The 17,680-nt window shown below is 64.3% G+C and carries 21 protein-coding genes; 5 read left to right on the top strand and 16 right to left on the bottom strand.

The window, feature by feature from the left end:
* Positions 1-34: 34 nt before the first annotated feature.
* Genes ATO3_RS23670 through ATO3_RS23660 form a run of 3 tightly spaced genes read left to right on the top strand, consistent with a single transcriptional unit; the run spans position 35 to position 3,056 of the window.
* The gene (locus tag ATO3_RS23670; protein ID WP_088652363.1) at positions 35-691 is read left to right on the top strand and encodes an urease accessory protein UreF; all 657 of its coding nucleotides are present in this window, start codon (positions 35-37) and stop codon (positions 689-691) included.
* Entirely contained in the window at positions 688-1,320 is a 633-nt protein-coding gene (ureG, locus tag ATO3_RS23665) for an urease accessory protein UreG (RefSeq protein ID WP_088652362.1), read from the top strand. Before ATO3_RS23670 ends, ureG begins: the two co-directional genes overlap by 4 nt.
* Complete coding sequence (locus ATO3_RS23660; RefSeq protein ID WP_088652361.1) at positions 1,317-3,056, top strand: alpha-amylase family glycosyl hydrolase; 1,740 nt, start codon at positions 1,317-1,319, stop codon at positions 3,054-3,056. The genes ureG and ATO3_RS23660 overlap by 4 nt, the downstream gene beginning before the upstream one ends.
* Before the next feature lie 430 nt (positions 3,057-3,486).
* Here the strand turns inward: ATO3_RS23660 and rplP are convergent, their stop codons facing one another.
* The 6 genes from rplP to ATO3_RS23630 all read right to left on the bottom strand — a co-directional run bounded on the left by rplP (position 3,487) and on the right by ATO3_RS23630 (position 6,955).
* The gene (gene rplP / locus ATO3_RS23655; protein ID WP_088652360.1) at positions 3,487-3,900 is read right to left on the bottom strand and encodes a 50S ribosomal protein L16; all 414 of its coding nucleotides are present in this window, start codon (positions 3,898-3,900) and stop codon (positions 3,487-3,489) included.
* A gap of 13 nt (positions 3,901-3,913) precedes the next feature.
* Positions 3,914-4,636, bottom strand: coding sequence for a 30S ribosomal protein S3 (rpsC, locus tag ATO3_RS23650; RefSeq protein WP_088652359.1), 723 nt, complete (start codon positions 4,634-4,636; stop codon positions 3,914-3,916).
* Positions 4,636-5,016 (bottom strand): 50S ribosomal protein L22, encoded by a 381-nt coding sequence (gene rplV / locus ATO3_RS23645; RefSeq protein ID WP_088652358.1) that lies wholly within the window; start codon positions 5,014-5,016, stop codon positions 4,636-4,638. Before rplV ends, rpsC begins: the two co-directional genes overlap by 1 nt.
* Positions 5,017-5,019: 3 nt before the next feature.
* Positions 5,020-5,298, bottom strand: coding sequence for a 30S ribosomal protein S19 (gene rpsS, locus ATO3_RS23640; RefSeq protein WP_088652357.1), 279 nt, complete (start codon positions 5,296-5,298; stop codon positions 5,020-5,022).
* Between the two features lie 3 nt (positions 5,299-5,301).
* On the bottom strand, positions 5,302-6,144 hold the full coding sequence (gene rplB, locus ATO3_RS23635) for a 50S ribosomal protein L2 (protein WP_088652356.1): 843 nt from the start codon (positions 6,142-6,144) through the stop codon (positions 5,302-5,304).
* Between the two features lie 421 nt (positions 6,145-6,565).
* Positions 6,566-6,955 (bottom strand): SHOCT domain-containing protein, encoded by a 390-nt coding sequence (locus tag ATO3_RS23630; RefSeq protein WP_088652355.1) that lies wholly within the window; start codon positions 6,953-6,955, stop codon positions 6,566-6,568.
* A 433-nt stretch (positions 6,956-7,388) separates the two neighbouring features.
* Here ATO3_RS23630 and ATO3_RS23625 point away from each other — a divergent pair, with 433 nt between their 5' ends.
* Positions 7,389-8,048 (top strand): hypothetical protein, encoded by a 660-nt coding sequence (locus ATO3_RS23625; RefSeq protein WP_088652354.1) that lies wholly within the window; start codon positions 7,389-7,391, stop codon positions 8,046-8,048.
* Between the two features lie 230 nt (positions 8,049-8,278).
* Here the strand turns inward: ATO3_RS23625 and ATO3_RS23620 are convergent, their stop codons facing one another.
* The 8 genes from ATO3_RS23620 to rpsL form a co-directional block, all read right to left on the bottom strand.
* Positions 8,279-8,575: a 50S ribosomal protein L23 gene (locus ATO3_RS23620; RefSeq protein WP_088652353.1), complete on the bottom strand. Its 297-nt coding sequence runs from the start codon at positions 8,573-8,575 to the stop codon at positions 8,279-8,281.
* On the bottom strand, positions 8,572-9,189 hold the full coding sequence (gene rplD / locus ATO3_RS23615) for a 50S ribosomal protein L4 (RefSeq protein ID WP_088652352.1): 618 nt from the start codon (positions 9,187-9,189) through the stop codon (positions 8,572-8,574). Before rplD ends, ATO3_RS23620 begins: the two co-directional genes overlap by 4 nt.
* Complete coding sequence (gene rplC / locus ATO3_RS23610; RefSeq protein ID WP_088652351.1) at positions 9,186-9,920, bottom strand: 50S ribosomal protein L3; 735 nt, start codon at positions 9,918-9,920, stop codon at positions 9,186-9,188. The genes rplD and rplC overlap by 4 nt, the downstream gene beginning before the upstream one ends.
* 15 nt (positions 9,921-9,935) lie before the next feature.
* A complete protein-coding gene (gene rpsJ, locus ATO3_RS23605) occupies positions 9,936-10,250 on the bottom strand; it encodes a 30S ribosomal protein S10 (protein WP_024809816.1) in 315 nt (104 codons plus the stop codon).
* 221 nt (positions 10,251-10,471) lie between these two features.
* Entirely contained in the window at positions 10,472-11,647 is a 1,176-nt protein-coding gene (tuf, locus tag ATO3_RS23600) for an elongation factor Tu (RefSeq protein WP_088652350.1), read from the bottom strand.
* A gap of 83 nt (positions 11,648-11,730) precedes the next feature.
* A complete protein-coding gene (gene fusA / locus ATO3_RS23595) occupies positions 11,731-13,854 on the bottom strand; it encodes an elongation factor G (protein WP_088652349.1) in 2,124 nt (707 codons plus the stop codon).
* Between the two features lie 20 nt (positions 13,855-13,874).
* Complete coding sequence (rpsG, locus tag ATO3_RS23590) at positions 13,875-14,345, bottom strand: 30S ribosomal protein S7 (RefSeq protein WP_088652348.1); 471 nt, start codon at positions 14,343-14,345, stop codon at positions 13,875-13,877.
* Positions 14,346-14,357: 12 nt separating this feature from the next.
* Complete coding sequence (gene rpsL, locus ATO3_RS23585; protein WP_005980675.1) at positions 14,358-14,729, bottom strand: 30S ribosomal protein S12; 372 nt, start codon at positions 14,727-14,729, stop codon at positions 14,358-14,360.
* Positions 14,730-15,086: 357 nt separating this feature from the next.
* Here rpsL and ATO3_RS23580 point away from each other — a divergent pair, with 357 nt between their 5' ends.
* A complete protein-coding gene (locus ATO3_RS23580) occupies positions 15,087-15,911 on the top strand; it encodes a putative rhamnosyl transferase (protein WP_088652347.1) in 825 nt (274 codons plus the stop codon).
* Here the strand turns inward: ATO3_RS23580 and ATO3_RS23575 are convergent.
* Positions 15,878-16,747, bottom strand: coding sequence for a DMT family transporter (locus ATO3_RS23575; RefSeq protein ID WP_088652346.1), 870 nt, complete (start codon positions 16,745-16,747; stop codon positions 15,878-15,880). The two genes, ATO3_RS23580 and ATO3_RS23575, sit on opposite strands and share 34 nt — an antisense overlap.
* Before the next feature lie 2 nt (positions 16,748-16,749).
* Positions 16,750-17,559 carry a glycosyltransferase gene (locus tag ATO3_RS23570; RefSeq protein WP_088652345.1) on the bottom strand — a complete coding sequence of 270 codons (810 nt, stop codon included), beginning with the start codon at positions 17,557-17,559 and terminating at the stop codon, positions 16,750-16,752.
* Positions 17,560-17,680 lie beyond the last annotated feature (121 nt).

The raw sequence follows: 17,680 nt of genomic DNA, 5'->3' as shown, positions 1-17,680 counted from the left end.
CTGCGCCGTTCCGCACCCGGCCCGGGAAGGCGCCATGAGCGCCGGGACCGACCTTCTGGTGCTGGCCCAATGGCTGTCGCCCGCCTATCCGGTGGGCGCCTTCGCCTATTCCCACGGGTTTGAAATGGCCGTGGCCGAGGGCCGCGTGACCGATGCCGACAGTTTCGGCGCCTTCCTCGACGACGTGTTGCGGCATGGCTCGGGTCGGACGGATGCGATCCTGCTGGTCGCCGCCCATGCCGCGCAGACCGCCGGCGACCCGGATCAGCTGGCCGAGATCGACGCGCTGGCCCGTGCGCTGGCCCCCTCGCGCGAACGCGCGACCGAGACCGAGCTGCAAGGCGCGGCCTTTGCCGAGACCACCGCCGCGATCTGGGGCTGCGCGCCCGCACCGCGCGCCTACCCGGTCGCCGTTGGCTCTGCCGCCGCCACCCGAGGCCTGCCGTTGGAGGCGACCCTGCAGTTCTATCTGCATGCCTTTGCATCGAACCTGACCGCCGCCGCGACACGCCTTGTGCCTCTTGGACAGACAGAGGCCCAGGCCCGGCTTGCTGCTACGGCCCCCACCCTTGCAGAGCTCGCCCGAATGGCGCTATCCCTGACGCTCGATGACCTCGGGTCCTCGGCCTTTCTGGCGGATATATCGTCAATGCGGCATGAAACCCTATATTCGAGGATGTTTCGCTCATGACCTCATCTCATGGCCCGCTGCGCGTGGGCATCGGCGGCCCGGTGGGCGCCGGCAAGACCACCCTGACCGCCGCGCTCTGCCGCGCCCTGCGCGACGACTTCTCGGTCGCGGCGATCACCAACGACATCTACACCCGCGAGGACGCCGAGGCGCTGATGCGCATGCAGGCGCTGCCGCTGGACCGGATACTGGGCGTCGAAACCGGGGGCTGTCCGCACACGGCGATCCGCGAGGATGCCTCGATCAACCTCGCCGCCGTGGCCGAGCTCACGGGGCGCTTCCCGGACCTTGAGATCGTGTTCATCGAATCCGGCGGCGACAACCTGTCGGCCACCTTCTCGCCCGAACTGGCCGACCTGACGCTCTACGTGATCGACACCGCCGCGGGCGAAGAGATCCCGCGCAAGGGTGGCCCCGCGATCACCAAGTCCGACGTCCTGATCATCAACAAGACCGACCTCGCCCCCCATGTGGGCGCCTCTCTCGAGGTCATGGACCGGGATGCGAAGAAGATGCGGGGCGAACGGCCCTATGTCTTCTGCACCCTGAAGACCGGCGAGGGCCTGCAACAGGTTATCGACCACATCGCCGCCATCGGCGGCCTCAGCCGGACCGAGCCCGTTTCGTGAAAGATCCCTTCTCTCTCCGCCTGTCCGAACTGGTGCGCCAGATCTACCCGGACCTGAACGCCGACATCCTCGGCAGCCAGATCGTCGACGCCTTCTGGCCCGAAGACCGCCACCGCCGAAAACGCGGCCGCAAGCCCGGCAACGGCTTCTGGTCGGAACGCGACGCGCTGGTCATCACCTATGGCAATTCCATCGTCGACGGCGCGCACAAGCCGCTGGACCTGCTGCACGATTTCCTCGACCGCAACCTGCGGGGCGTGACCAACGGCGTGCATATCCTGCCGTTCTTCCCCTTCACCTCGGACGACGGCTTTGCGGTGTCGGATTACCGCGCGGTGAACCCGGTTCTGGGCGACTGGTCGGACATCCAGCGCATCGGCTCGGAATTCAAGCTGATGTCGGACCTGGTGCTGAACCACGTCTCAAGCCAGTCGGCCTGGTTCCACGATTACATCCAGGGCCACGCGCCCTACGACAAGTTCTTCTTCGAAGCCTCGCCCGAGGACGACCTTTCCGAGGTCGTGCGCCCCCGCACCCATCCGCTCTTGCGCGAGGTCGAGACGGCGGATGGCACCAAGCATGTCTGGTGCACCTTCAGCCACGATCAGGTCGATGTGGATTTCCGCAACCCCGAGGTGCTTCTGGAATTCCTGCGGATCATGCGGATGCATGTGGACAACGGCGTGCGGATCATCCGACTGGATGCCGTGGCCTTCGTCTGGAAAGAGGTCGGCACCAACTGCATTCACCTGCCCCAGACCCATGCCATCGTCCGGCTGATGCGGCTTTTGTGCGATTACGCGGCCGAGCCGGTGATCCTGTTGACCGAAACCAATGTGCCCAGCCTCGAGAACCTGTCCTATTTCGGGAACCGGAACGAGGCCCATGTGGTCTACAACTTCTCGCTGCCGCCGCTTCTGCTGCACGCGATGCTGTCGGGCACGGCGCGCTACCTGGTGAAATGGCAGGCCGCCATGCCGCCCGCGCAGCTGGGCTGTGCCTACCTGAACTTCTCCGCCAGCCATGACGGCATCGGCATGCGCCCGGCCGAAGGCATCCTGACGGAAGAGCAGAAGGACGCGATGATCGGCGTCGTCCGCCGCTATGGCGGCGAGGTGTCGATGCGGGCTCTGGGTGGCGGCCGCGAAAGCCCCTACGAGCTGAACATCACCTTCTTCGAGGCGATGAAGGGCACGCTGAAGGGCGAGGACGGCTGGCACGTCGAACGCTTCGTCGCGTCGCAGACCATCGTCATGGCGCTCGAAGGGATCCCGGCCTTCTACATCCACGCCCTGCTGGCCACGCCGAACGATCACGACAAGGTCGCCAAGACGGGGATGAAACGCGCGATCAACCGGCACAACTGGGATTACGGCGCGTTGCAGGCTCTGCTGGACGATCCTCAGAGCCACACCTCGCAGGTGCTGGAGGCGCTGAAGGCGCGGATCCGCCTGCGCGGGCGGCAACCGGCCTTTCACCCGAACGGGACGCAGTTCACCCTGCAGATCGACGATCGGATCTTTGGCGTCTGGCGGCAGAGCATCGACCGCGACCAGTCGATCTTTGCGCTACACAACGTGAGCGACGAAGAGGTCGAGCTGAACCCGGTGGCGCTGAACCTGATCGAGGGCGACACCTGGACCGACCTGATCACGGGCGAGACCATCGCCCATGCGGATTACCCGATCGAGTTCGCCCCCTACCAGTGCCGCTGGATCACCAACCGGGCGTATTGACGACTGACGGTGGCGGTGGGGTGTAACCCCACCCTACCCGTCCTGCGCGGCACCTCCCGGCAGATCAGGGACGTACCTGGCGGCGGCGTCGCGGTGGGGTGTAACCCCACCCTACGCGTCTCCTCCCCGGCCAATCGGTGTCCTGTCCAAGGACAGCGGATCGGCGGCGCGTTCCCGCCACGGCCCTACCGCAATCTGACGTCCGCCCCATTCCCGTCCCAGAGCATCAAGGCCACCCTACGCACCACCCCAATCCGCGTAGGGTGGGGCTTCTGCCCCACCGTTTCGCCCCAGCGGACGCGCCCGGATGTAGGGTGGGGTTTCACCCCACCGCCACCGGCACCCCATCCCCACAAACGAAAGCCCCCGCCGCATCTCTGCGCCGGGGGCTTTCCTGTCTTTTGCAGCACGTCCCTTGGGACGCGGCCGCTTACCAGTCCTCGCGGACGACGACGCGGCTCTTGATCGGCAGCTTCATCGCGGCCAGGCGCAGGGCCTCGCGCGCGACTTCGTCGGTGACACCGTCGATCTCGAACATAACGCGGCCGGGCTTGACCTTGGCGGCCCAGAAATCGACCGAGCCCTTACCTTTACCCATCCGGACCTCGGTGGGCTTCGACGACACCGCGGTGTCGGGGAAGATCCGGATCCAGACGCGGCCCTGACGCTTCATGTGGCGCGTCATGGCCCGGCGGGCGGCTTCGATCTGGCGCGCGGTGATGCGCTCGGGCTGCATGGCCTTCAGGCCGTAGGTGCCGAAGTTCAGGTCAGACCCGCCCTTCGCCACACCCTTGATGCGGCCTTTGTGCTGCTTGCGGAACTTTGTACGCTTTGGCTGAAGCATGGTTTCCTACTCCTTACCGGTCACGGTCGCGGCGACCGCCGCCCGCACCGCGAGGTGCCGGACCATCCTGGAGCTCTTGCGCCTTGCGATCGCGCGCCTGCGGGTCGTGCTCCATGATCTCGCCCTTGAAGATCCAGACCTTGATGCCGATGATCCCGTAAGGGGTCGACGCCTCGGCATGGGCATAGTCGATGTCCGCCCGCAGCGTGTGCAGCGGCACGCGACCTTCGCGATACCATTCGGTCCGTGCGATTTCCGCGCCGCCCAGACGGCCGGCCACGTTCACCCGGATCCCCAGCGAGCCCATACGCATGGCGTTCTGCACGCCCCGCTTCATGGCCCGGCGGAAGGAAACACGGCGCTCCAGCTGCTGTGCGATCGATTCAGCGACCAGCTGTGCGTCGAGCTCGGGCTTGCGGACCTCGACGATGTTCAGGTGCAGTTCCGAGTCCGTCATCGACGCGAGCTTCTTGCGAAGCACCTCGATGTCGGCGCCCTTCTTGCCGATGATCACGCCCGGGCGTGCGGTGTGAATGGTCACACGGCACTTCTTGTGGGGGCGTTCGATGATCACGCGGGCCACGCCCGCCTGCTTGCACTCATCCTTGATGAACTCGCGGATCTTCAGATCCTCGAGCAGCAGATCACCGTAGTCCTTGGTGTCGGCGTACCAGCGGCTGTCCCAGGTGCGGTTCACCTGGAGGCGCATGCCGATCGGATTGACTTTCTGACCCATTAGGCTTGCTCCTCAACCTGGCGCACCTTGATGGTGAGCTCCGAGAACGGCTTGATGATCTTCCCGAACCGGCCACGCGCCCGCGGACGACCGCGCTTCATGGTCAGGTTCTTGCCGACATAGGCCTCGGCGACGACCAGTTCGTCGACGTCCAGACCATGGTTGTTCTCGGCGTTCGCGATTGCCGACTGCAGGCACTTCTTGACGTCCTGCGCGATCCGCTTCTTCGAGAAGGTCAGGTCGGTCAGAGCCCGATCGACTTTCTTGCCGCGGATCATGGCGGCCACGAGGTTCAGTTTCTGCGGGCTGGTACGAAGCATGCGGGTCTTGGCCATCGCTTCGTTTTCAGCCACGCGGCGGGGGTTCTTTTCCTTGCCCATGACTTACTTCCGCTTCGCTTTTTTGTCAGCCGCATGGCCATAATAGGTCCGGGTCGGCGAATATTCACCGAACTTCTGACCGATCATGTCCTCGGACACCTGCACGGGAACGTGCTTCTGGCCGTTGTAGACGCCGAACGTCAGGCCCACGAACTGGGGCAGGATCGTCGAGCGGCGCGACCAGATCTTGATCACTTCGTTACGCCCGGATTCGCGCGCAGCTTCGGCTTTTTTCAGCACGTAAGCGTCGACGAAAGGGCCTTTCCAAACAGAACGAGACATATATCAGCGCCCTTTCTTCTTGGCGTGCCGCGAGCGGATGATCAGCTTCTGCGACGCCTTGTTCTTGTTGCGGGTGCGCTTGCCCTTGGTGTCCTTGCCCCAGGGCGTCACCGGCGTACGGCCACCCGAGGTCCGGCCTTCACCACCACCATGGGGGTGGTCGACCGGGTTCATGACGACACCACGGACCGACGGGCGCTTGCCCTTGTGGCGCATGCGGCCGGCTTTACCGTAGTTCTGGTTGCTGTTGTCGGGGTTCGACACGGCACCGACGGTGGCCATGCATTCCTGGCGGACCATGCGCAGTTCGCCCGACGACAGGCGGATCTGTGCATAACCGCCATCGCGGCCGACGAACTGGGCATATGTTCCGGCTGCGCGTGCGATCTGGCCGCCCTTGCCGGGCTTCAGCTCGATGTTGTGAACGATCGTCCCGATCGGCAGGCCCGAGAACTTCATCGCGTTGCCGGGCTTGATGTCGGCCTTCTCGGCGGCGACGACCTTGTCGCCGACAGCCATCCGCTGCGGCGCCAGGATATAGGCCTGCTCGCCATCTTCATAGCGGATCAGCGCGATGAAGGCGGTGCGGTTGGGGTCGTATTCGATCCGTTCCACGGTTGCGGGAACGTCGAACTTGTTCCGTTTGAAATCGACGATCCGGTAGAGGCGTTTCGCCCCGCCACCACGCCTGCGCGAGGTGATCCGTCCGGTGTTGTTACGGCCGCCCGACTTCGTCAGACCCTCGGTGAGGGCTTTGACGGGGCGTCCTTTCCACAGCTCCGAACGGTCGATCAGCACCAGCCCGCGCTGGCCCGGCGTCGTCGGCTTGTACGACTTGAGTGCCATGCTTTCTGTCTTCCGTTTAGCAAGGTCAGGGCCTGGCCCCGACCGCGACGAGTTTGCCCGCCGCTATGTTTGGGGCCCCTGGTGGTGTGAACACCGGAAGGTGCGCACTGGGCCCATGGTTATAGGGCCCCGAAGGTCCCCGGCGATACGGCGCCCGTCTTCGGGCCCCGGGCGGTTGCGTGGCGGCTGCGTCGATACAAAGTCGAAACGGGGCCGCCCGAACCAAAATCAATGGCCCCGGAGCGAATCCGGGGCCTTTCAATTCGCAGGCGGATAACAGGTTCCCCGCCCCCAGTCCAGCCGACAGATGCAAAAACACGCCACCCGCCCGGTCAGAACCCTGCGGCAAGCGCTATCCTCGGCTCCGCCCGGGTACAAGCGCATTCCCCCGCACGCGCCCCGCCCCGGCGGCCGGGACGTCTCAGCCCCCCAGCACCTTCGCCTTCTGCGCCGCGAATTCCTCTTCGGTAAGGTGCCCGCTGTCCTTCAGCTTGGCCAGCCGCTCGATCTCGTCCGCCGAGGAAACCGACGCCACCGACCGGATGTAATCCTTTTGGGCTGCTTGCATCTTCTCCATGTCCTCGGCCTGATGCTGGTGCATCTTGTCGCCGCGGATCAGCAGGTAGGCGAGCACGCCCAGCCAGGGCAGCAGAATGACGAAGGCCACCCAAAGCGCCTTGGCTCCGCCCTTCATGTCCTTTGAGCGGAAGATGTCGGAGACCACCGAAATCAGTACCCAGAACCATGCGACCATCAGGAACAACCAGAAGATCGACCAGAAAATATCGAAGAAGCCTAGTCCGTTATCCATAATTCACCCTTTCCGAAACCCACGCCGAACCACTCGGCGCCTCCACTATAGGACCACCATCCAGCCTGTCACAACCGCTGGCTTGCCCCTGCGTCACGCGGGCGCGCGCGCGACACGGCCCGACCTTCAGGATCCAGGCACAGGCCCCCTGACAGGCCCGGGACACGGTGGGTTTTATCCCGGCCCCGGCAACCGGTGCCTGGTCGGCCGCTTTCGGTCCCCGGGATCGCAGCTGCTGCCGCGATCTGACCGTATTCCCGCCATCGGGTCGGACCCTGAATGCCATGCGTGGACGGGTTCGGCGCTCCAATCGCCCCAGCTTTGTCACATTTCTGTCGCGGCTGGGCCTTCCCGCGCTGCGAACATTCCCAAAAGGTGCCGTGGGGGCAAAACCAACGGCCGTTGACGGTGGCGGAACCAACAGACGAATGCAATGACACTCAGAACGCGATATATTCAGCAAGACCTGAAGCTGTCCCTGTCGGTCAGCTGCAGGGACATCGGAAACCCGAGCGAGATAGAGGAGACGTTCCACCATCTCGAAGCGGCGATCGACGAAATCTCGGCCCGGCTCGAAGAACGCGACATCTATTTCTTCCAGATCAGCCTGTCGGTCCCGGGCCTGCCCTCGGCCGCCGGGGCCTATGATCCCTACGACGGGCTCGATTACTGCCTGACCCAGTCGAACCCCTGGACCGGCTTCTGCCCCGCCTTCTGGGATGCCGCCCGGTCGGACCTTCAGCTGCGCCAGCGCACCAAGGCCTACCTCGTCAAGCTCGAAGAGCTGCTGATGCGCGCGGCCGCCCTGTCGCGCCCGACGCTCAGCCTCTGGGAAGATGACGAAGCCCAGCTCGGAGAGCCGCTGGCGGCGCATCTGGCGCTCTCGGACCTGGAATTCGTGCCCTACTACACCCAGCTTCTGCGGCTTTGGGACCCCGAGAACGAGGTCGAGGCCGGCAACGAAGTCGTGGCCATCGTGAAGAAATGGGGCATGTGCCCCGAGACCCGGGACCTGATCGGGTGCTTTTCCCTTGAACTCGACGGCGCGCGCGACATCCAGTATATCCTGCGCGAGATGCAGCGCTTCTTCTAAGCGCGCCCCGTCTTCCCGCCCATTGCGAGCCGGTCCGCCAGGACCGGAGAGCGGCCCCGCCCGAGGCGAATTCCTAACAACAGGTAAATTCGCCCGCGCAACCCATTGAAATCACTCACCCCACAAGATGTCCCACGCGTGGGACACCCGGCGCATGAAAAAGGCCCCCGCTTTCGCAGGGGCCTTCAAGATCTTGCGGACGGCATCCCATGGTGCCGATCCGTCCCGGATCAAAGACCGGTGGTCACGTCGATCGTGTTGCCTTCTTCAAGCGTCACGTAGGCCTTCTTGACGTCTTTCCGCTTGCCCAGCTGGCCGCGGAAGCGCTTGACCTTGCCCTTGGTGATGGTCGTGTTCACGGCCTTCACCTTGACGTTGAAAAGCTCCTCGACGGCCTCTTTGATCTGGGGCTTGGTCGAGTCGATGTGGACCTCGAAGACAACCGCGCCATGCTCGGACGCCATGGTGGCCTTCTCGGTGATGATCGGCTTGCGGATCACGTCGTAATGTTCGGGTTTCGCCGTCATTTCAGTCGTGCCTCCAGGGCTTCGACACCCGCCTTGGTGATCACCAGGGTGTCACGCTTGAGGATGTCATACACGTTCGCACCCATGCTCGGCAGCACATCGAGACCCTCGATGTTCTGAGCCGCGCGGGCGAAACCTTCGTTGACCGCAGCGCCGTCGATGATCAGCGTGCGCTTCCAGCCGAGGTTCTTGAGCTGCTTGGCCAGAACCGAAGTCTTGCCTTCGGACTCGGCGGCTTCGATCACGACCAGCTCGCCGGCTTTCGCCTTGGCGGACAGGGCGTGACGCAGACCCAGCTTGCGGAACTTCTTCGGCAGGTCGTGCTCGTGGCTGCGCGGGGTCGGACCCTTGTAGATACCACCCTTCCGGAAGATGGGCGCCTTCTTGGACCCGTGGCGTGCGCCGCCGGTGCCCTTCTGGCGATAGATCTTCTTGGTCGAGTAGCTCACTTCCGAGCGGGTCTTGACCTTGTGCGTGCCCTGCTGGGCGCGGGCGCGCTGCCAGCGGACCATGCGGTGCAGGATGTCGGCGCGCGGCTCGAGACCGAAGAGATCGGCGTCGAGCTCGATGTCGCCGGCTTTCTCACCGTCGAGCTTGATGACGTCTAGTTTCATTCCTCACCCCCTTCGGCGGGCGCCTCTGCTGCCGGCGCCTCGGCGGCCGGAGCTGCGGTTGCCTTGATGGCGGCCGGATGCGGCACACCTTCGGGCAGCTTCTTCTTCACGGCATCCTTGATGGTGACCCAGCCACCCTTGGAGCCCGGAACCGCGCCCTTGATCATGATCAGGCCACGATCGACGTCGGTCTTGACGACTTCCAGGTTCTGGGTGGTCACGCGGGCGGCGCCCATGTGGCCGGCCATCTTCTTGCCTTTGAAGACCTTGCCCGGATCCTGACACTGACCGGTCGACCCGTGCGAGCGGTGCGAGATCGACACACCGTGCGAGGCACGCAGGCCGCCGAAGTTGTGCCGCTTCATGGCACCGGCAAAACCCTTACCAATCGAGGTGCCCGACACGTCGACCTTCTGCCCTTCCAGGAAGTGCTCGGCCGAGATCTCGGCGCCGACGTCGATCAGGTTGTCCGCGGTCACACGGAATTCCACCAGCTTCCGCTTCGGCTCGACCTTGGAGGCGGCGAAATGGCCGCGCATGGCCTTGCTGACGCGCTTCACCTTGGGCGAGCCCGCGCCAAGCTGAACAGCGGTATAGCCGTCCTTGTCCGAGGTCCGCTGCGCGACAACCTGAAGGTTCTCGAGCTGCAGTACGGTCACGGGCACCTGCTTGCCGCTGTCAAGAAACAGCCGCGTCATGCCCACTTTCTTCGCGATGATACCAGAGCGCATAAATCTACCCTCCGATTACGACTGCAGCTTGATCTCGACATCAACGCCGGCGGCGAGGTCGAGCTTCATGAGCGCGTCAACGGTCTGCGGAGTCGGATCGACGATGTCGAGCAGCCGCTTGTGCGTGCGGATCTCGAACTGGTCGCGCGACTTCTTGTCGATGTGCGGACCACGCAGGACTGTGAATTTTTCGATCTTGTTGGGCAGCGGGATCGGGCCGCGCACCTGTGCGCCGGTCCGCTTGGCCGTGTTCACGATCTCCTGGGTGCTGGCGTCCAGCACGCGGTAGTCGAACGCTTTCAACCGGATCCGGATGTTCTGGCTTTGAATTGCCATGTCGCATTCCCCTTCAAAGGGCGTTTCAGTTGAGAGGTGGCACGGGGGTCATTCCCCGCCCACATCGAACCACTTGTTTTTGGGGGCCGGTCCCACGGGCAACGGACCCCGAAAGTCATGACGCGCGGGTTGAGCCGCGCGTCGATTGCCTTGTTCAGCGGTGTGAGCCGACCTGCCGCGCTAGCGCCGCAGGCAATGCCCACCCGTCGCGATCATCACTCGACGATCTTCGACACCACGCCGGCGCCGACGGTGCGGCCGCCTTCACGGATGGCAAAGCGCAGGCCCTGCTCCATGGCGATCGGCGCGATCAGCTCGACGCCGAAGGAGACGTTGTCGCCCGGCATCACCATCTCGGTGCCTTCGGCCAGCGTCACGGTGCCGGTCACGTCGGTCGTCCGGAAGTAGAACTGCGGACGGTAGTTCGCGAAGAACGGCGTGTGACGGCCACCCTCTTCCTTGGTCAGGATGTAGGCTTCGGCTTCGAACTTGGTGTGCGGCTTGACCGAACCCGGCTTGCAGAGAACCTGGCCACGCTCGACCTTGTCACGCTCGATGCCGCGCAGCAGGGCGCCGATGTTGTCGCCGGCTTCGCCGCGGTCCAGCAGCTTGCGGAACATTTCGACACCGGTGCAGGTGGTCTTCTGCGTGTCCTTGATGCCGACGATTTCCAGTTCGTCGCCGACGTTCACAACGCCACGCTCGACACGGCCGGTCACCACGGTGCCGCGGCCCGAGATCGAGAACACGTCTTCGATCGGCATCAGGAAGGGCTGATCGACGGCACGCTCGGGCGTGTCGATGTATTCGTCGACAGCGGCCAGCAGTTCGCGGATCTTGTTCTCGCCGATTTCCGGATCACGGCCTTCCAGCGCGGCCAGGGCCGAACCTGCGATGATCGGGGTGTCGTCGCCCGGGTAGTCGTAGGAATCCAGCAGTTCGCGGACTTCCATTTCCACCAGCTCGAGCAGTTCCTCGTCGTCGACCTGGTCGACCTTGTTCATGAACACGACGATCTTCGGGATGCCGACCTGGCGACCCAGCAGGATGTGCTCGCGGGTCTGGGGCATCGGGCCGTCGGCCGCGTTCACCACCAGGATCGCGCCGTCCATCTGGGCGGCACCGGTGATCATGTTCTTAACATAGTCGGCGTGGCCGGGGCAGTCGACGTGGGCGTAGTGACGCGCGTCGGTCTCGTATTCCACGTGCGCGGTCGAGATCGTGATGCCGCGGGCCTTCTCTTCGGGCGCGCCGTCGATCTGGTCGTAAGCCTGGAAATCGCCGAAATACTTCGTGATCGCAGCCGTCAGCGTCGTCTTGCCGTGGTCAACGTGACCGATCGTGCCGATGTTCACGTGCGGTTTGTTACGCTCAAACTTTGCCTTTGCCATGATGGCCTCCTGTCATTCGGGTCGGCGGAGCAGGCTCCGCCCTACTGGTGATGGGTAGGGCGGGGTTCACCCCGCCACCCGGATTACGCGTATTTCGACTGGATCTCGTCGCTGATGTTCTGCGGGACCGGGTCGTAGTGGTCGAACTGCATCGTGAACTGCGCGCGGCCCGAGGACATGGAGCGCAGGGTGTTGATGTAGCCGAACATGTTGGCCAGCGGCACGAAGGCGTTGATCGCGATCGCGTTGCCGCGGTTCTCCTGGCCGGTCACCTGGCCGCGCCGCGAGGTCAGGTCGCCGATGATGCCGCCGGTGTATTCTTCCGGGGTGATCACTTCGACCTTCATGATCGGCTCGAGCAGCTTGGCGCCCGCCTTCCGAAGGCCTTCACGCATGGCCATCCGCGCTGCGATTTCGAAGGCCAGAACCGAGGAGTCCACGTCGTGGAACTTGCCGTCGATCAGGGCGACCTTGAAGTCGATCACCGGGAAACCGGCGAGCGGACCGCTGTCCATGACCGAGTTGATGCCCTTTTCGACGCCTGGGATGTATTCCTTCGGCACGGCACCACCGACGATGCGGCTCTCGAACGAGTAGCCTTCGCCCGGCTCGGTCGGCGAGATGATCAGCTTGACCTCGGCGAACTGACCCGAACCACCCGACTGCTTCTTGTGGGTGTAGGTGTGCTCGATCTCGTGACCGATGGTCTCGCGATAGGCCACCTGGGGTGCACCGATGTTGGCTTCGACCTTGAATTCGCGCTTCAGGCGATCGACGAGGATGTCGAGGTGAAGTTCGCCCATCCCCTTCATGATCGTCTGGCCCGATTCCTGGTCGGTTTCGACGCGGAAGGACGGATCCTCGGCGGCAAGACGTGCCAGGCCGGCCGACATCTTTTCCTGGTCGCCCTTGGTCTTGGGCTCCACGGCGATCTCGATCACCGGGTCCGGGAAGGTCATCGTTTCCAGCACGACGGGCTCGTTCTTGGCGCAGAGCGTGTCACCGGTGGTGGTGTTCTTCAGGCCACCCAGCGCGATGATGTCGCCCGCGAAGGCCTCTTCGATTTCCTCGCGGTTGTTCGAATGCATCATCATCATCCGGCCGACGCGCTCGTTGTTGCCCTTCGTCGAGTTCAACATGGTGTCACCCTTGTTGAGCTTGCCCGAGTAGATGCGGACGAAGGTCAGCGAGCCGACGAAGGGGTCGTTCATGATCTTGAACGCCAGGCCGGCGAAGGGCATGTCGTCATCGGCGCGGCGCGCGATGTTCCGGACTTCTTCTTCGTCGCCCGGCTTGAAGCCCATGTAGTCGACCACGTCGAGCGGGCTCGGCAGATAGTCGATCACGGCGTTCAGCAGCGGCTGGACACCCTTGTTCTTGAAGGCCGACCCACCCAGCATCGGGACGAAGGCCATGTCCAGCGTGCCCTTGCGCAGCAGCTTGCGCAGGGTGTCCACGTCGGGCTCTTCGCCTTCGAGGTAGGCTTCCATCGCGTCGTCGTCCATTTCGACGGCGGCTTCGACCATGATGTTGCGCCACTCGTCGGCCTGGTCCTGCAGCTCGGGACGGATGTCCTCGAGGGTCCAGGTCGCGCCGAGGTCGTCACCCTTCCACAGCCATTCCTTCATCAGCACGAGGTCGAGCATGCCTTCCAGCTCGGTCTCGGCGCCGATCGGGATACCGACCGGGATCGCGCGGGCGCCGGTGCGCTCTTCGATCATCTTGTGGCAGTTGAAGAAGTCGGCGCCGATCTTGTCCATCTTGTTGACGAAGACGATGCGCGGAACCTTGTAGCGGTCAGCCTGACGCCACACGGTTTCGGTCTGGGGTTCGACACCGGCGTTGGCATCCAGCACGCAGACAGCACCGTCGAGCACGGCCAGCGAACGTTCGACTTCGATGGTGAAGTCGACGTGGCCGGGGGTGTCGATGATGTTGAAGCGGTACTTGGTGTCCGAGGTGCCTTCGGCGGTCGGCTCTTCCTGGCGCTGCCAGAAGGTCGTCGTTGCCGCCGAGGTGATGGTGATGCCGCGTTCCTGCTCCTGCTCCATCCAGTCCATGGTGGCCGCACCGTCGTGCACCTCACCGATGTTGTGGGACTTGCCGGTGTAGAACAGGATGCGCTCCGACGTCGTGGTCTTGCCGGCGTCGATATGCGCCATGATCCCGAAGTTGCGGTAGCGTTGAAGCGGATAGTCGCGTGCCATGGTGTCGAACCTTTTAGGGGTTACCAGCGATAGTGCGAGAAGGCCTTGTTGGCCTCTGCCATCTTGTGGGTGTCTTCGCGCTTCTTCACGGCCGACCCGCGGGACTGCACAGCGTCCAGCAGCTCGCCGGCGAGGCGCTCTTCCATCGTGTTTTCGTTCCGCGCGCGGGAAGCGTTTATCAGCCAGCGGATGGCCAGGGCCTCACGGCGTTCCGGGCGAACCTCGACAGGCACCTGGTAGGTGGCGCCACCAACCCGGCGAGAGCGAACCTCGACCGACGGCTTGATGTTGTCGAGCGCCTCGTGGAACACTTCCACGGGGGCGCGCTTGACCTTGGACTCGATGCGGTCAAGCGCATTGTAAACGATGTGCTCCGCGGCGGATTTCTTGCCGTGGTACATCAGGTTGTTCATGAATTTCGTCAGGATGCGGTCGCCATATTTGGCGTCCGGCAGAACTTCGCGCTTCTCGGCGGCGTGACGACGGGACATATCCTAATCCTCTTACTTGGGACGCTTCGCGCCGTACTTCGAGCGGCGCTGCTTACGGTCCTTGACGCCCTGGGTATCCAGGACACCGCGCAGGATGTGGTAACGGACGCCCGGAAGGTCCTTCACACGGCCGCCGCGGATGAGCACGACCGAGTGCTCCTGCAGGTTGTGGCTTTCACCCGGAATGTAGCTGATCACCTCGTAGCCGTTGGTGAGCCGCACCTTGGCCACCTTCCGCATGGCCGAGTTCGGCTTCTTCGGCGTGGTGGTGTAGACCCGCGTGCAGACGCCGCGCTTCTGCGGGCACTGCTCGAGGTGCATGGACTTGGAGCGTTTCACTTTGGGCTGCCGCGGTTTGCGGATCAGCTGCTGGATCGTTGGCATTCCGGTTTCTTCCCCGTATTCGCAACACACATGTTCTGCACGCGCGTGCGTGCGGTTCGTTTCAAGCAAGGCGCCCGGATTGCCCGTCAGGGCGTTCGCAAAAGCGCAACAACCGCATGCGACCCGTGCTTGAAAGGTCGGTGCGGCGGGTTTCCAGAGGATCGGGCCCGAGGGGCCGGATCGTGACCTCGGCAGTACTGGAGCCGGCCGCGGATCGATGGACCCTGCGCCGGGATAGCGGGCATTTATAGGGAGTCGGGAGGGGTGTCAACACCTGCTCCGGGTTGCCACGCCGTCCTGGTCCCCCTAATGCTGCGTGACGCAGCGCGCGTCAATGTCCCCGAGGAGGAAATTCCAGTGCAGGTCATCGGTTTGTGCCGGTTTTCCTATCCTGCCGAAGGGGGCTTTCAGGTCGAACACGGGACGCTGAAAGAGCGAATCGCGTATCTTTACGCCCCCGAACGGCTGGAGGAACGGTTCCGCACCTTCGAGGCCTTCACCCTGCCCGCCCTGCGCGCCCAGACGGACGGGGATTTCACACTTGCCATCGTGATCGGAGAGGATCTCGCCGCTCCCTTTCGGGCGCGTCTCGAGGCGCTGGTGGCCGATATGCCACAGGCCCGCATCCTACCCCGCCCGCCCGGGCCGCACCGCCAGGTCATGCAGGAGGCGATCAATTCCGTCCGCCGCGCCAAGGGCCCGTCGCTGCAGTTCCGCATGGATGACGACGATGCCGTGGCGGTCACCTATGTAGAGACGCTGCGCGAGGCGGCCCGCGACGTGCGCGGCCTGCTGCGCCGGCACCGGCACCTGGCGATCGACTTCAACCAGGGCTACATCGCCCGCCCCTCGGCCGAGGGGATCGCCGCCGCGCCCACGCAGGTGCCCTATACCACCGCCGCGCTGGCCCTGATGTTCCGCGAGGACGTGCCGCTTTCGGTGATGAACTTCGCCCATGCCAAGGTCGGGCGGCGGATGCCCACGGTCACCTTCTCGGGCGAGGACATGCTGGTACGTGGCCACAACGATTTCAACGACAGCCGCCAGAAGCCGGGCGTGAAGCCGGTGAAACTGACCCCGCTCGATGCCGCCGGAGAGGCGCATTTCCGCGCCACCTACAATATCGACGCCGACCGGGTCCGTGCGCTTTACGCCCCTTCGCGCACCGCCTTCTCGCGGTAGAGGGTAAAGAGCCCCGAGGCCACGACGATCCCCGCCCCCAGCAGCGTCAGCGGCGCGGGCCATTCTCCGAAGACGAGCAGACCAAGGATCAGCGCCACCAGCAGGCTGGTGTAGCGGAACGGCGCCACGAACGAGACCTCGCCGACGCGCATGACCATGACGCTCAGCAGGTAACCCGCCATCACGCAGAAGGACGAGGCGAAGATCATCACCCAAAGCCGCCCCGTCACCGGCGCCCAGTCGACCCCGACAGACGCCACGCCGGAGCACAGGCAGACGGCCAGCGCGCCCACCAGTGAGACCGACATGGAGCTGACCCCGGGCGAGATCCGTCGCACCACGAGGTCGCGGAAGGTCACGCAGGCGACGGCCCCCACGGCATAGAGCGAATGGATCGAAAATCCCTCGGGCCCGGGGCGCACGATCAGCAGCATGCCGCAGACCCCAAGCGCGATGGCTGAGGCCCGGCGCCAGCCGACACGTTCCCCGAAGAACAGCGCCGCCCCGGCGGTGACCGTCAGCGGCAGCATCTGAAGCACCGCGCTGACATTTGCGATCGGCATGTTCAGCAAAGCGGTCAGGAAGAAATAGGCCGCCGCGACCTCGCAGAGGCTGCGCGCCCCGATCAGCCAGCGATCCTTGCGCGGGAAGGAAAAGGTCAGCGTCCCGGTGGCCAGGGCCAGCCCCAGCAGCAGCAGCGACGAGATCGCCCCGCGCAGGGTCAGGATCTGCATCAGCGGCAGGTCGATCCCCACCAGCTTGACGATGGCATCGTTCACGGTGAAGGCCGTCATGCTGGCCATCATCAGCAGGGCGCCACTGAAATTCGACGTCATGGTCAAAGCGCCTTCAGATCGGCCAGGCTGCTGGCGAAATTGCGCGACAGGGCCTTTTCGATCCGGTGAGGTTTCATCTGGTGGGTGGCGCCCATCTGGGTCGGGTTCGACTTGTTGTCACCGTGGATCGTCCGGATGAAGGCCGGGACCGAGATGTCGGAATAGGTCGTGTAGTGCTGGGCCAGCGCCCGGTGATTGTAGCGGTAGGGATTGCGGTGATAGGCGACCGGCGCGACCAGGGTGGTGCCCGTCGACAGAGGCGCGCGTTCGGTGGCGTCGAAGACCTCGTTCTCGCCCCCGGCATTGCGCTGCACGTAGAAACCGCGGTTGTAGGCGATGATCGACGGGGTCTTCGGGTCCTGCATCCGCAGCAGGCCCTCGGCCCGCTTGCGCGTGCGCGCGATGAAGCCCAGGTCGACCGCGTCGTCGTCGTCCAGCCGGAACAGCGCCTTGTGCGTGGCGTCGCCCAGGTCGATGGAATTGTAGCCGTCCTTCAGCAGCTGGTAATGGTTGTCGGTCCCCACGGCCCGCAGGTGCATGTTGGGATGCGGCGCCAGCAGGGCCTCGAGCCGGTCGCGAAACTCGGACGGCAGGCGCTCTCCGGTCAGGATCACACAGTCGAAGCCGGCATCGGTCTGGCCGGTCAGCGACGGCAGGCAAAGCTTTTCGAAGAGGTGAAAGCGCAGGGCCATGCGGTCGGCCGACCAGATATGCGCGGCGATCTCGTCCAGCGTCGGGAAGCGTTCGGAATAATAGGTGGGCGTCAGGACGGAGAACCGCAAAAGCCCGATGATCCGAATGCGATGCGCCATGTCCGCTCTCCTCAAGTCCAGCGGCACAGAACACCGGCGGGCCCGGGTTGAAAAGCCCCAATCTGTGGAAGGCGCACGGGCGGTCCCCCGCGCGGACGCAAACGGGCCGGATGTCCTGCGA

The sequence above is a fragment of the Marinibacterium profundimaris genome, from assembly GCF_002210095.1.
Classification (GTDB): Bacteria; Pseudomonadota; Alphaproteobacteria; order Rhodobacterales; family Rhodobacteraceae; genus Marinibacterium; species Marinibacterium profundimaris.
Note: the sequence above shows the minus strand (reverse complement) of the source record. Positions and strands in the feature narration are given on the sequence as shown.